Raw genomic sequence first — 11,815 nt, forward strand, 5'->3', positions numbered from 1 at the left:
TGCCCTTCCATATTCTCGAAAACGGGACGTGACATCGAACGCAACGACTCAGTAGACGCGCTTGGCCAACGGGACCGAAGCCACCTCGTCGGTCAAGGTGTCCAGGTGCACCGGACGATAGTCGAAGCGGGTGGCGCCTTCGCGGTCGACCCACACCAGCGTGTGCTTGAGCCAGTGCTCGTCATCGCGCTCCGGGAAATCCTCGCGGGCGTGTGCGCCACGGCTCTCCGGCCGCTGCGCGGCCGAGTGCATGGTCGCCACCGCCTGCTCGAGCAGATTGGCGAGTTCCAGCGTCTCGATCAGATCGGTGTTCCAGACCAGCGAACGATCGCTGACCTTGACGTCCTCGAACGTCTTGAACACCTCGGAGATCTTCTGGCTGCCTTCGTCCAGCGTCTCGCCCGTGCGGAACACCGCACCGTAGCGCTGCATCGTGCGCTGCATGTTCAGCCTGATCGCCGCCGTGGGCGTGCTGCCGTTGGCGTTGCGCAGGCGGTCGAAGCGCTCCAGCGCCTTGTCCAGCGCGGTGGCGGGCAGATCCTTGTGCGGCGTGCCGGGCTGGATGATCTCGGCGCAACGATGCGCCACGGCACGACCGAACACGACCAAGTCGAGCAGCGAGTTGGAGCCCAGCCGGTTGCCGCCGTGCACCGACACGCACGCCGCTTCGCCGATCGCGAACAGCCCGGGCACCACGGCATCCACGTCGTCGCCGCGCTTCTGCACGACTTCGCCGTGGTAGTTGGTGGGGATGCCGCCCATGTTGTAGTGGACGGTCGGCAACACCGGGATCGGCTGCTTACTGACATCGACGCCGGCGAAGATGCGCGCCGACTCGGCGATGCCGGGCAGCCGCTCGTGGATCACCTCGGGGCCGAGATGCATCAGGTTGAGGAAGATGTGGTCCTTGTGCTCGCCGACGCCGCGGCCTTCGTTGATCTCGACCGTCATCGCGCGACTGACCACGTCGCGCGAGGCGAGATCCTTCGCATGCGGCGCGTAGCGCTCCATGAAGCGCTCGCCCTCGGAGTTGGTGAGGTAGCCGCCCTCGCCGCGCACGCCCTCGGTGATCAGGCAGCCGGCACCGTAGATGCCGGTGGGATGGAATTGCACGAACTCCATGTCCTGCAGCGCCAGGCCCGCGCGCAGCACCATGCCGCCGCCGTCTCCGGTACAGGTGTGGGCCGAGGTGGCGCTCAGGTAAGCCCGACCGTAACCGCCGGTGGCCAGCACCACCGCGTGGCCACGGAAGAAATGCATGGTGCCTTCGTTCATGTCCAGCGCCAGCACGCCGCGGCACACGCCCTCGGCGTCGAACACCAGGTCGATCGCGAAGTACTCCACGAAGAAGGTCGCATCGTGCGCAAGCGCCTGCTGGTACAGGGTGTGCAGGATCGCGTGACCGGTGCGGTCGGCGGCCGCGCAGGTGCGCTGCGCCGTGCCCTTGCCGTAGTGCGTGGTCATGCCGCCGAACGGACGCTGGTAGATCCGGCCGTCCTCGGTGCGCGAGAACGGCACGCCGTAATGCTCGAGCTCGATCACCGCTTCGGGCGCGTGCTTGCACATGTACTCGATCGCGTCCTGGTCGCCGAGCCAGTCGCCGCCCTTCACGGTGTCGTAGAAGTGGAAGCGCCAGTTGTCCTCGCTCATGTTGCCGAGCGCGGCGGCGATGCCGCCCTGCGCCGCCACGGTGTGCGAACGCGTCGGGAAGACCTTGGTGATGCACGCCGCCTTCAGACCCTTCTCGGCGAGACCGAAGGTGGCGCGCAAGCCGGCGCCGCCGGCGCCGACCACGATCACGTCATAAAGATGCTGCTGAACCTTGTAGCTTTCCATGGAATCCCGGCCTCGCGTTTTCGTCTCAGGGGGTCAGCGCCACGCGCAACACGGCCAGCACGCCAGCCAGTGCGCCCAGCACCGCGAGGAACTTGATCGCCACGAGCAGCACGACCTCCTTCCAGCGGGTGTGCACGTAATCCTCGACCACCACCTGCAAGCCCAGCACGGCATGCCAGAACATGGTCAGCACGAACACGATCAGCAGCAGCGCATTCCACGGCTTGGCCACCGTCGCGCGCGCCGCCGCATAATCCGCGTGCAGCAGGCCGAGCACGGTGATCACGAACCAGATGCCCAGCACCACCAGCGCGGCCGCAGTCAACCGCTGCACCCACCAGTGCTCCACGCCGGATTTCGCCGAACCCAGTCCGCGGGCGAGTTTCATCGGATTGCGCAGCTGGCTGCGCACGTCGTCGGTTCCCACACGCAGGTTCATGCCGCACCTCCGGCCATCATTACCCAGGCCCAGGTCGCAGCGGTCAGCACGATGCTGCCGGCAACCGACAGCCAGCTCGAACGCACGAACTGGGGAATCTCGTAACCGAGTCCGGCATCCTGGATCAGGTGCCGGATGCCGTTGCAGAGGTGATAGAACAGCGCCCAGCTCCAGCCGAACAGCAGCACCATCCCGACCGGGCTGCCGATGATGCCCTTGAAGCGGTTGAAGCTATCTTCGCCGGCGGCAAGCTGCAGCAGGCCGCAGACCACCAGCAAGCCGCCGACCGCGAGGGCGATGCCGGTGGCGCGATGCGTGATGGAGGTCATCATCTGCACCTGCTTGCGGTAGATCTGCAGATGCGGGGAAAGCGGTCGTTGCTTCTCTGCCATGGCGGCTATCCTCTGTGGAATCGCTGATATCCCTGCTGCATTCGCCCCTTGATGCCGCGCCCCGTGCCGGGCGCCCCGCTCAGAAGTCGATGCAGCGCCCGTTCTTTTCCCAGTCGCCGTAGCGCGTGGGGTCCGGAGCTGGACGCTCCAAGGCTGCCTTGTCGGGCGGCGGATCGGCCGGCTTGGCGGTCGTCTCCGGCTTGACGGGGGCAGGCGTGGTTTCGATGGGGACTGAGGTATTGGACATGGTGTTTGTCAGCCGCTGAAGATTAATACTTGCCCCCGGACAGCACAACCATCGGCCCGCGGGCGCCGCACCGCATGGCGGCCATGCCGCTCACTTGCGCAACGGCGCGACTGCCCCAAACTTCCCAGACCATGCACGCATCCCCGATCGCCGAAACACTGTTGCTCGAAGGTCCCGATGCAGGCGCATTCGCGCACGCGCAATTCAGCAGCAAGGTGGATGGCCTTGCCGTGGGCCGCTGGCAATTCAGCGCCTGGCTGGATGCGAAAGGTCGCGTGCGTGCGCTGTTCCACCTGGCGCGGCTGGAAGAACAACGCTACCTGTTGCTGTTGCGCGGCGGCGAAGCCGCGGCGATGGTGGAGGCGCTGCAGCGATTCGTGTTCCGCTCCCGGGTCCGGCTGACCGCGCTGCCGGCGCGCGGTTTGAGTACCGGCCCCGCGCAACCGTTGCATGTGATGACGATGGAAGGCGACGCCGTTTCGCTGGGGTGCGGCTCGCATGCGCTGCTCGTTTCCGCGACCGCTTCCACGGACGACGCATGGCGCGCGCTGCAGTTGCGCGACGGTTGGCCGTGGCTGCCGGCGCCGATGCTCGGAACGTCGTTGCCCGCGGCGCTGTCGCTGCAGCGGCTCGACGCGGTGGCTGTCGACAAGGGCTGTTATCCCGGCCAGGAAATCGTGGCGCGACTGCATTTTCGCGGTGGCCACAAGCGCCACCTGCACCGCGGCACGACGTCGCAGCCGGTGCAGGCCGGCGACGCGTTGCGCATCGACGATCGCGAGGTCGGTTGCGTGCTGGATGTCGTCGACGGCGACGGCGCGTCCGACGTGCTGCTGGTGCTGGACGACGACATTGCCGCACAACTTCGCGCAGGCGCTACGCCGTCATTCCAGCGTGCACTTGCATTGACGCTGCAGACGTCATGGTCCGCATGAACATGACGTGCGGACACGCGGGGATTTTTTCGCGATGGCACTTGTCAACGACACGTGAGTGCAAGTTAAATCCGCCCATCGCGGCACTTGCCAGCGGCGCTTCCCGCCACTAGGCTCCGCCGATCGAATATCGCGGCACCCGGTACACGGGGTGTCGATTGACGCGACGAACCGGATGAATCCGTATCGGCGCGACCCGGCAGCAGCAATGCCGGATGAGAACAGGCCTTGCCATCCTTCGAGGCAAAGCCGCCGGAAGCAACGCGACGCCCGCATGACGGCACCGTTCCCGGCACAACCCTTCCGGCCGGCTTCGCAGAGCCGCTCGAATCGCCACAATCCCGTGGCACAGCGCCCTGGCCACAAGTTTCGGCCCGGGCGACAGATCCAGGTGGAACGGCCTGCCCGCCCGTCCACCGCAACGGCGCAAGAAGCCGAGACCGGCTTCGCGCGTACAGCACGTTGGAGGCAGAACATGAAACTTTCCCTGCTGTTGTGGCTGACGACACTGATGCCCCAGCCGGTAGCTGACCAGGCCTGCCTGGCCACGACCGTCTATCTCGAAGCACGCAGCCAGCCTACCGACGGCCAGCTGGCGGTGGCCGAGGTGGCGCTGCGCCGGCGCGATCGCGGGCATTACGGCGATACCGTGTGCAAGGTGGTCACGGCACCGCACCAGTTCGCCACCACCACCACGTCCGGATCATTCGAGATCAGCAACCTCCCTGCCTTCGTGAAGGCGTGGGACGTCGCCGGAAACTCGATCCACAACTGGCAGCTGCCCCTGGCGCAGCGTCGCATGCTGGTGCCGCACGCCGATCACTTCGCGACCACCACGATCTCCCCCTCGTGGTCGCACAACCGCCCCAGCGTGACGATCGGCGACCACGCCTTCTACGCAGTGAACTGAGCGGCAGGTATCGCAGACACAGAAAAGGCCACCTTCCGGTGGCCTTTTCTTTTGGACGTCCAGACGTCCGTATGTCAAGGACGATCAGCGCGGGTAGACGTGATCGCCGCGCACCTCGACGTAGTCGCCCTGGCGCAGGCCGGGGTTCTCGCGCTGGGTCACGGTGGCGTAGCGTCCGTCGTCCAGACGGACAACGATGCGCCAGGCCACCTTGTCGCCACCGCTGCGCTTGCCGACCTGGTTGCCGACCACGCCGCCGGCCACCGCGCCGGCCACGGTCGCGGCCTTGCGGCCATCGCCCTTGCCGACCTGGTTGCCGAGCACGCCGCCGGCCACCGCGCCGATGATCGCACCCAGCGTGCCACCGTTGCCGCTGTTCTCCAGATACACCTGCTGAACCTCCTGCACCACGCCGCAGGTGTTGCAGCGAACCGGCTGGTTGCCGTAAGCCGACGACTGGCCTCCGTAGTAGCCGTTGTTGCTGTTGCCGTAAGGCTGGGTCGCGCAACCGGCGAGGGCGAGGCCCGTCGTCATCGATGCGGCCAGTGCAAGTTTTGCAATGCGTGCAGTCATCAGGTGCTCCTGTGGGATGAATGAGCTCAATGAGCGTCGGATACCACGGTCACGCCTTCCTTCACCTCAACGCGATCACCGGGGTCGTGATCCATGCGGACCGTACGGGTGACGCCGTCGTAGACGTAGCGGACGTCGTAGCCGACGATCTTGCTGCTGGTGTTGTTGACCGTGTCGCAGCGGCGTTCGACGCTGGTGGTGACCTGCCCCTTCTGGTGCGCCGCCTCGATCCGGTTGCCGGCGTAGCCGCCGCCGACCGCGCCGGCCACGGTGGCCAGTGTCTTGCCCTTGCCGCCGCCGACCTGGTTGCCGACCAGGCCGCCGACCACTGCGCCGATCGCCGTGCCAGCGATGCGATGCTGGTCCTTCGGCGGTGCGGTGTGCGTGACGGTCTCGTCATGGCAGACCTGCTTGGGGTTGTTCACCGTCGTGCGCACCGGGTCGACGGAGACGACCTTGCCGTACTTCACTCCGGCATCGGCGCTCGCGGCCATGCCGTCCGCACCGGTCGAGCCGGCGTCCGCACTGCGGTTGCAGGCAGACACTCCCGTCACCAGCGCCGCGGCGATCGCCGCCTTGAGTACATTGACCATCAACGTGTTCATCACTTCCTACTCCTCTGTTTGAGCGCAGCCTACCGCCCGGGATGTGCAGCGGACGTAACAACCTGCGCAGTCAATTGAACCGATGCCAGACTGAATCGCAGCTAGCTCGAAGTTATGACATGGTTTTCACGCACTTGCCGTGCAGTCGCGCCCACATTCACGGATCTTCCCCATGCAACTGCTCATCGACAGCCACGTGCATCTCGACCTGGAGGCGTTCGAGGCCGACCGCGCCGCGGTCATCGCGCGGGCCGAAGCGGCCGGCGTTGGCCAACTGGTGGTCCCGGCCACCGACGCCGAAAGCTGGCCGCGCATCCATGCCCTGTGCGACGACCGACCCGGCATCCATCCCGCCTATGGCCTGCATCCGCTGTTCATGGACCGCCATCGGCCCGAGCACCTGGAGCGCCTCGGCGACTGGCTGGGCGATCACCCCGCGGTCGCCGTGGGCGAGATCGGCCTGGACTACCACGGCGCGGGGCCCGATCGCGACCTGCAGCAACGCTTCTTCGAAATCCAGCTGCGGCTGGCGCGCGAACTGGATCTGCCGGTCATCGTGCACGCACGCCAGGCACTGGAAGAGGTGAGCCTGAGCCTGCGCCGCTGCCCCGGCGCGCGCGGCGTGGTGCACAGCTTCTCCGGCAGCGAACAACAGGCAGCAAAGCTGTGGGACATCGGCTTCCACCTGGGCATCGGTGGCCCGGTGACCTACGAACGCGCGCAGCGCCTGCGGCGCATCGTTGCCGCCATGCCGATCCAGTTCCTGCTGCTGGAAAGCGACGCGCCGGACCAGCCCGACGCCGGCCACCGCGGCCAACGCAACGAACCGGCGCGACTGGTCGAGATCCTGCGCTGCGTGGCCGAGCTGCGCGGCGAGAGCGAGCAGCACGTGGCGCAAGCCACCTCCGCCAATGCCCGCCGCCTGTTCGGCCTCGACCGGAACCCGTGACAATTGTCACTTGCCCCGGGCCATCGGCGCCTGCTAATTTACTTCACTGGTGAATTATAAATCAGTGAAATGGCGACTCTCGCAAACTGCATCGCGATGATGGACGAAGGCATCGACCGGGTCGGCCAGCTCGTCCCGCAGATGCCCGTGGCGGAAGCGCGGATGTGCCGGCTCATGCTGATGCTCGGCGCCACCATCGACCGCGAGCTGGAGGCGAAGCTCAAGCCGAACAAGCTCAACCACAGCGAGTTCCTGACCCTGATGATCCTGTACAGCCGGCCGGACGGCAGTTCCACGCCGGGCGAGCTGTGCGAGTTCACCACCCAGGGCGCCACCAACATGACGCGCATCGCCAATGCGCTGGTCAAGCGCGCCCTGATCACCCGCGGCAGCAGCAAGGAGGATCGCCGCCGCGTACTGATCCGCATCACCCCTGCCGGCCGGCGCTTCGTGCAGAAGATGCTGCCGCCGATGTTCCCGCAGGTGGGCGCCATGTTCGGCGGCTTCAGCGCCGGCGACATGCGTCAGTTCGACCGGCTGCTGCGCAAGCTCGCCGCCAATCTCGACCAGTTGGGCGAACAGCGCCTGCCATGAAGGATTCCCGCATGAAGCACGCCTTGCCGGGCGGACGCGCGATGCTCGCCGCCCTGATTGCCCTGACCCTGGCCGCCTGCGCTGCACCGGCCAGGCTGCTGGCACCGGACCTGCGCGGCGACGTGCCGCTGGCCGGGCTGCAGGCGCCCGAGCGCGCCGGCTGGCCCGCGGCGCAGTGGTGGCGGCAATACCACGATCCGCAGCTGGACAACCTGATGGATAGCGCCACCCGCCAGTCGCCGGACCTCGCGATGGCGCAGAGCCGGGTGGCCCAGGCGGAGCAGTCGGCGAGGCTGGCAGCGGCGCAGCTCGGGCTGTCGGTGAACGGCAGCGCGCAGGTGGCGCGGCAACGGCTGAGCGACCACGGGCTGATCCCGAGCCAGTTCCTCGGCTTCAGCTGGTACAACCAGGCCGACCTCGGTGCGCAGCTCAAATACGACTTCGACTGGTGGGGCAAGCAGCGCGCCACGCTGGAAGCAGCGCTCGACCAGGCGCACGCGGCCGAAGCGCAGCGCAGCGCTGCGGCGCTGGCACTGCAATACGCCGTGGCCGATACCTACTTCGGCTGGCAGGCCGACCAGGCGCGCCTGCAGTTGGCCGATCAAGCGCTCGCCACGCAGCAGCAGTTCAGCCGCATCGCCGATCTGCGCGTCAAGCAGGGCGTGGACTTGCCGGACGAAGCGCAGAAGGCGCGCGCGCAACTGGCCGCCGTGCAGGAAATGCGCGTGGCGCTGGAAGGCTCGGCGAAGATCCGCCGCGTGTCGCTCGCCTCGCTGCTCGGCGTGGCACCGGAACAGCTGCCCGAGCTGCAGCCGCGACCGCTGCCGCGCGTCGACGAAGGCATTCCCGCCAACGCCGCGCTGGACCTGATCTCGCGCCGCCCGGACATCGCCGCCAGCCGCTGGCAGGTCGAAGCCGCGCTGCGCCAGACCGACGCCGCCCGCGCCGAGTTCTTCCCGGATTTCAGCATCAGCGCGATGGCCGGGTTGTCGAGCATCGACCTGGGCAAGCTGTTCACCGCCGGCAGCCGCACGTTCTCGCTGGCCCCGGCGCTGCACTTGCCGATCTTCAATGGCGGCGCGCTGAAGGCGAACTACGGTGTGAGCAAGGCCCAGCTCGACGCGGCAATCGCGCAGTACGACAGCACGGTGCTGGGTGCCGCCCGTGAAGTCGCCACGCAGGCGCTCGGCGCACAACAGATCGCCGCGCGGCGCGTGGTCCAGCGCACCCGCGTGGATGCGCAGCGGCAACTGCTGGCCAACGCGCAGGCGCGCGCCGCCCAGGGCGTGCGCGACGCCCGCGAGAGCCTGGTGGCCAAGGCGCAATGGCTGCAGCAGCGCGACGCGGCCGTGCAGTTGCAGGCGCAAGCCGTGGCGACCGACCTCGCGCTGGTCAAGGCGCTGGGTGGCGGCTATCGCGACGCCTCCGCCGCCGACCGCAACGCCGATGCCACCTCTTCCGTTACCGCTGGAGCCCGCCCATGAGCACCACTGAAACCGACCGGTCGTCTGTCGACGCCAACGACAGCGGCATGGCCGCGAAGGACGCGGCCAAGCGTCGGCGCGCGCTGCTGATCGTGGCCGCCGCGTTCATCCTCGCCGGGCTCGCCTGGTTCGCGCTGTGGTTCTTCGTGTTCTCCACCCGGGTCAAGACCGACAACGCCTACGTCGGCGGCAACCAGGTGGCCATTTCGGCCCAGGTGCCCGGCACGGTGGTGGCGATCCTCGCCGACGACACCCAGCGCGTCGAAGCCGGCAAGGTGCTGGTACGGCTGGACCCCACCGACGCCAAGGTGCGCCTGGAACAGGCACGCAGCGCACTGGCCCAGGCCGTGCGCGGCGTGCGCCAGCAAACCAGTTCGGCCAGCAGTGCCGACGCCCAGGTCGACGCAGCCAGGCTCGCGCTGCAGAAGGCCGACGCCGACCTCAAACGCCACCTGCCGCTGCTGGCGGCGCACGCCGAATCGCCGGAAATCGTGCAGCACCTGCGCGACGGCGTGGCGCAGGCGCGCGCCGCGCTGGCCGGCGCGCAGGCCCAGGCAGCCGCGGCGCATGCGGCAATCGAAGGCACCGACGTGGCGCGCAACCCGGGCGTCATGCAGGCCCGCGCGAATTTCAGCGCCGCGTGGATCGCCGCCCAGCGCAACGCGATCTACGCACCGGTCTCCGGCTACGTGGCGCAGCGCAGCGTGCAGTTGGGCAACAGCGTGCAGCCCGGGCAGCAATTGATGACGGTGGTGCCACTGCACGATCTGTGGGTGGAGGCCAACTTCAAGGAAAGCCAGTTGCGCCACATCCGCATCGGCCAGCCGGCGACGGTCGTCTCCGATCTCTACGGCGACGATGCGGTGTTCCACGGCAAGGTGATCGGCCTGGGCGCCGGCACCGGCAGCGTGTTCTCGCTGCTGCCGGCGCAGAACGCCACCGGCAACTGGATCAAGGTGGTGCAGCGCGTGCCGGTGCGCATCTCGCTGGACAACGCCGAGCTGGACAAGCATCCGCTGCGGGTGGGCCTGTCCAGCGAGGTCACCATCGACATCACCGACGACAAGGGCAGCGTGCTGGCCGCCACCCCGGCGCAGCAGCCGGTGGCGCAGACCGACGTCTATACCCAGATGGCCGCCAAGGCCGACGCCGAGGCCGAGCAGGTCATCCGCGCCAACCTGCCGCGCGACGCCCGCTGAGTCGAGCCGATGGCCGCCACGCCCGACGACACCACGTCCCTGAAGCCGCTGCAAGGCGGCGCCCTGGTCCTGCTGACCATCGCGGTCGCCTTCAGCACCTTCATGGAAGTGCTGGACATGACCATCGTCAACGTCTCGGTGCCGCACATCGCCGGCAGCCTCGGCGTGAGTCCCAGCGAGGGCACCTGGACGATCAGCTCCTACGCGCTGGCCAGCGCGATCATGCAGCCGCTGACCGGCTGGCTGGCGCGACGCTTCGGCGAGGTGCGCACCTTCATCAGCTCGGTGACGCTGTTCGTGCTGTTCTCGATGCTCTGCGGCATGGCTACCAGCATGCCGATGCTGGTGATCTGCCGCCTGCTGCAGGGCGCGGGCTCCGGCCCGATGGTGGCGCTGTCGCTGGCCCTGCTGCTGTCGAGCTACCCGAAGGCGAAACAGGGCATGGCGCTGGCGCTGTGGGCAATGACGGTAGTGGTGGCGCCGATCTTCGGCCCGATCCTCGGCGGCTGGCTGACCGACAATTTCTCGTGGCCGTGGATCTTCTACATCAACGTGCCGGTGGGTGCGCTGGCCGCGTTGATTACCTGGGCGCTGCTGCACAAACGCGAGACGAAAACCTTCAAGATGCCGATCGACGTGATCGGGCTGGTGCTGCTGGTGGTCGGCGTGGGCGCGCTGCAGTTCATGCTGGACAACGGCAACGACCACGACTGGTTCGCCTCGCCGATGATCCTGACCCTGGGCATCATCGCGCTGGTCTGCCTCACCTTCCTGATCGTGTGGGAGCTGCACGCCAGACATCCGGTGGTCGAACTGGCGCTGTTCAAGCGGCGCAACTTCACCGTGGCCGTGGTGGCGCTGTCGCTGGGCATGATGGCGTTCTTCGGCATCAATGTGGTGTTTCCGCTGTGGCTGCAGATCGACCTCGGCTACACCGCCACCTGGGCCGGCCTGGCCAGCGCGCCGGTGGGCGTGCTGGCGTTCCTGATGGCACCGGTGATCGGCGCCAACATCCAGCGGCTGGAGCTGCGCGCGGTGGTGACGTTCGCCTTCATCGTGTTCGCGGTGACCTCGTTCTGGTTCGCCAGCTTCGACAGCTCCGCCTCGTTCGGCACCCTGGTGCTGCCGCGCTTCGTGATGGGCATCGGCATCGCCTGCTTCTTCATCCCGCTCAACCAGATGTACCTGTCCGGCCTGAACCCGGACCAGGTCGCCAGCGCCTCGGGCCTGGCCAACTTCTGCCGCACGCTGGCGTCGAGCGTCTCGACCGCGGCCACGGTGACGCTGTGGCAGCATCGCGGCGAATACCACCACGCCGTGCTGACCGAACACATCACGCCGGCGGCGCCCGCCGCGACCAGTTTCCTGCAGCGCCTGGAGCACGGCGGCTTTTCCATGCGGCAGGGGCTGGATGTGGTCGACCAGTTGATCACCCGCGAGGCGCTGACCTTGTCGGTCAATGACGTCTACCTCGTTTGCGCCGTGCTGTTCCTCGCCATGATCCCGCTGCTGTGGCTGGCGCGCCCGCCGTTCGGCAATGCCGGCGGTGCCCCGGGGCACTGAAACAGGCGGATTTGCTGCGCCCGGATGCCGCAGCATGAAACGGCGGCGCCGACTGGTGCGCCGCAATATCTTCTGCTAGCTTGTGGCGC

General features: G+C 67.7%; 13 protein-coding genes. 7 read left to right on the forward strand and 6 right to left on the reverse strand.

Translation table 11 applies throughout. From position 1 onward, the window contains the following. Positions 1–48: 48 nt before the first annotated feature. The 4 genes from sdhA to ACVCMC_RS06710 all read right to left on the reverse strand — a co-directional run bounded on the left by sdhA (position 49) and on the right by ACVCMC_RS06710 (position 2,914). The gene (sdhA, locus tag ACVCMC_RS06695; protein ID WP_395117962.1) at positions 49–1,836 is read right to left on the reverse strand and encodes a succinate dehydrogenase flavoprotein subunit; all 1,788 of its coding nucleotides are present in this window, start codon (positions 1,834–1,836) and stop codon (positions 49–51) included. A gap of 25 nt (positions 1,837–1,861) precedes the next feature. Continuing rightward, positions 1,862–2,275, reverse strand: a complete 414-nt coding sequence (sdhD, locus tag ACVCMC_RS06700) for a succinate dehydrogenase, hydrophobic membrane anchor protein (RefSeq protein WP_395117960.1) — start codon at positions 2,273–2,275, stop codon at positions 1,862–1,864. Beyond that, positions 2,272–2,667 carry a succinate dehydrogenase, cytochrome b556 subunit gene (gene sdhC, locus ACVCMC_RS06705; protein ID WP_395117958.1) on the reverse strand — a complete coding sequence of 132 codons (396 nt, stop codon included), beginning with the start codon at positions 2,665–2,667 and terminating at the stop codon, positions 2,272–2,274. Before sdhC ends, sdhD begins: the two co-directional genes overlap by 4 nt. A 79-nt stretch (positions 2,668–2,746) precedes the next feature. Then, positions 2,747–2,914, reverse strand: coding sequence for a DUF1674 domain-containing protein (locus ACVCMC_RS06710; RefSeq protein ID WP_395117956.1), 168 nt, complete (start codon positions 2,912–2,914; stop codon positions 2,747–2,749). A gap of 131 nt (positions 2,915–3,045) precedes the next feature. Here ACVCMC_RS06710 and ygfZ point away from each other — a divergent pair, with 131 nt between their 5' ends. Both ygfZ and ACVCMC_RS06720 read left to right on the forward strand, forming a co-directional pair. Then, complete coding sequence (gene ygfZ, locus ACVCMC_RS06715; protein WP_447099117.1) at positions 3,046–3,849, forward strand: CAF17-like 4Fe-4S cluster assembly/insertion protein YgfZ; 804 nt, start codon at positions 3,046–3,048, stop codon at positions 3,847–3,849. A 475-nt stretch (positions 3,850–4,324) separates the two neighbouring features. After that, a complete protein-coding gene (locus ACVCMC_RS06720) occupies positions 4,325–4,759 on the forward strand; it encodes a cell wall hydrolase (protein ID WP_395117952.1) in 435 nt (144 codons plus the stop codon). Between the two features lie 84 nt (positions 4,760–4,843). On the opposite strand, the gene ACVCMC_RS06725 is transcribed toward ACVCMC_RS06720, so the two are convergent. After that, entirely contained in the window at positions 4,844–5,332 is a 489-nt protein-coding gene (locus ACVCMC_RS06725; protein WP_395117950.1) for an outer membrane lipoprotein, read from the reverse strand. Positions 5,333–5,358: 26 nt separating this feature from the next. After that, positions 5,359–5,937, reverse strand: coding sequence for a glycine zipper 2TM domain-containing protein (locus tag ACVCMC_RS06730; RefSeq protein ID WP_395117948.1), 579 nt, complete (start codon positions 5,935–5,937; stop codon positions 5,359–5,361). A gap of 172 nt (positions 5,938–6,109) precedes the next feature. Here ACVCMC_RS06730 and ACVCMC_RS06735 point away from each other — a divergent pair, with 172 nt between their 5' ends. The 5 genes from ACVCMC_RS06735 (at position 6,110) to ACVCMC_RS06755 (ending at position 11,726) form a co-directional block, all read left to right on the forward strand. Beyond that, a complete protein-coding gene (locus ACVCMC_RS06735; protein WP_447099118.1) occupies positions 6,110–6,886 on the forward strand; it encodes a TatD family hydrolase in 777 nt (258 codons plus the stop codon). Positions 6,887–6,955: 69 nt separating this feature from the next. Beyond that, complete coding sequence (locus ACVCMC_RS06740; protein WP_447099119.1) at positions 6,956–7,480, forward strand: MarR family winged helix-turn-helix transcriptional regulator; 525 nt, start codon at positions 6,956–6,958, stop codon at positions 7,478–7,480. A gap of 11 nt (positions 7,481–7,491) precedes the next feature. Beyond that, complete coding sequence (locus ACVCMC_RS06745) at positions 7,492–8,964, forward strand: efflux transporter outer membrane subunit (RefSeq protein ID WP_447099120.1); 1,473 nt, start codon at positions 7,492–7,494, stop codon at positions 8,962–8,964. Then, entirely contained in the window at positions 8,961–10,163 is a 1,203-nt protein-coding gene (locus ACVCMC_RS06750; RefSeq protein ID WP_447099121.1) for an HlyD family secretion protein, read from the forward strand. The genes ACVCMC_RS06745 and ACVCMC_RS06750 overlap by 4 nt, the downstream gene beginning before the upstream one ends. Before the next feature lie 9 nt (positions 10,164–10,172). Then, positions 10,173–11,726, forward strand: a complete 1,554-nt coding sequence (locus ACVCMC_RS06755) for a DHA2 family efflux MFS transporter permease subunit (RefSeq protein ID WP_447099122.1) — start codon at positions 10,173–10,175, stop codon at positions 11,724–11,726. The last annotated feature ends 89 nt before the right edge of the window (positions 11,727–11,815 follow it).

This window comes from Rhodanobacter sp. UC4452_H20 (assembly GCF_052978205.1).

Bases quoted from the DNA above. Each gene is read 5' to 3' on its own strand.
- sdhA (WP_395117962.1), bottom strand. From the start codon at position 1,836: ATGGAAAGCTACAAGGTTCAGCAGCATCTTTATGACGTGATCGTGGTC.
- sdhD (WP_395117960.1), bottom strand. From the start codon at position 2,275: ATGAACCTGCGTGTGGGAACCGACGACGTGCGCAGCCAGCTGCGCAAT.
- sdhC (WP_395117958.1), bottom strand. From the start codon at position 2,667: ATGGCAGAGAAGCAACGACCGCTTTCCCCGCATCTGCAGATCTACCGC.
- ACVCMC_RS06710 (WP_395117956.1), bottom strand. From the start codon at position 2,914: ATGTCCAATACCTCAGTCCCCATCGAAACCACGCCTGCCCCCGTCAAG.
- ygfZ (WP_447099117.1), top strand. From the start codon at position 3,046: ATGCACGCATCCCCGATCGCCGAAACACTGTTGCTCGAAGGTCCCGAT.
- ACVCMC_RS06720 (WP_395117952.1), top strand. From the start codon at position 4,325: ATGAAACTTTCCCTGCTGTTGTGGCTGACGACACTGATGCCCCAGCCG.
- ACVCMC_RS06725 (WP_395117950.1), bottom strand. From the start codon at position 5,332: ATGACTGCACGCATTGCAAAACTTGCACTGGCCGCATCGATGACGACG.
- ACVCMC_RS06730 (WP_395117948.1), bottom strand. From the start codon at position 5,937: ATGAACACGTTGATGGTCAATGTACTCAAGGCGGCGATCGCCGCGGCG.
- ACVCMC_RS06735 (WP_447099118.1), top strand. From the start codon at position 6,110: ATGCAACTGCTCATCGACAGCCACGTGCATCTCGACCTGGAGGCGTTC.
- ACVCMC_RS06740 (WP_447099119.1), top strand. From the start codon at position 6,956: ATGGCGACTCTCGCAAACTGCATCGCGATGATGGACGAAGGCATCGAC.
- ACVCMC_RS06745 (WP_447099120.1), top strand. From the start codon at position 7,492: ATGAAGCACGCCTTGCCGGGCGGACGCGCGATGCTCGCCGCCCTGATT.
- ACVCMC_RS06750 (WP_447099121.1), top strand. From the start codon at position 8,961: ATGAGCACCACTGAAACCGACCGGTCGTCTGTCGACGCCAACGACAGC.
- ACVCMC_RS06755 (WP_447099122.1), top strand. From the start codon at position 10,173: ATGGCCGCCACGCCCGACGACACCACGTCCCTGAAGCCGCTGCAAGGC.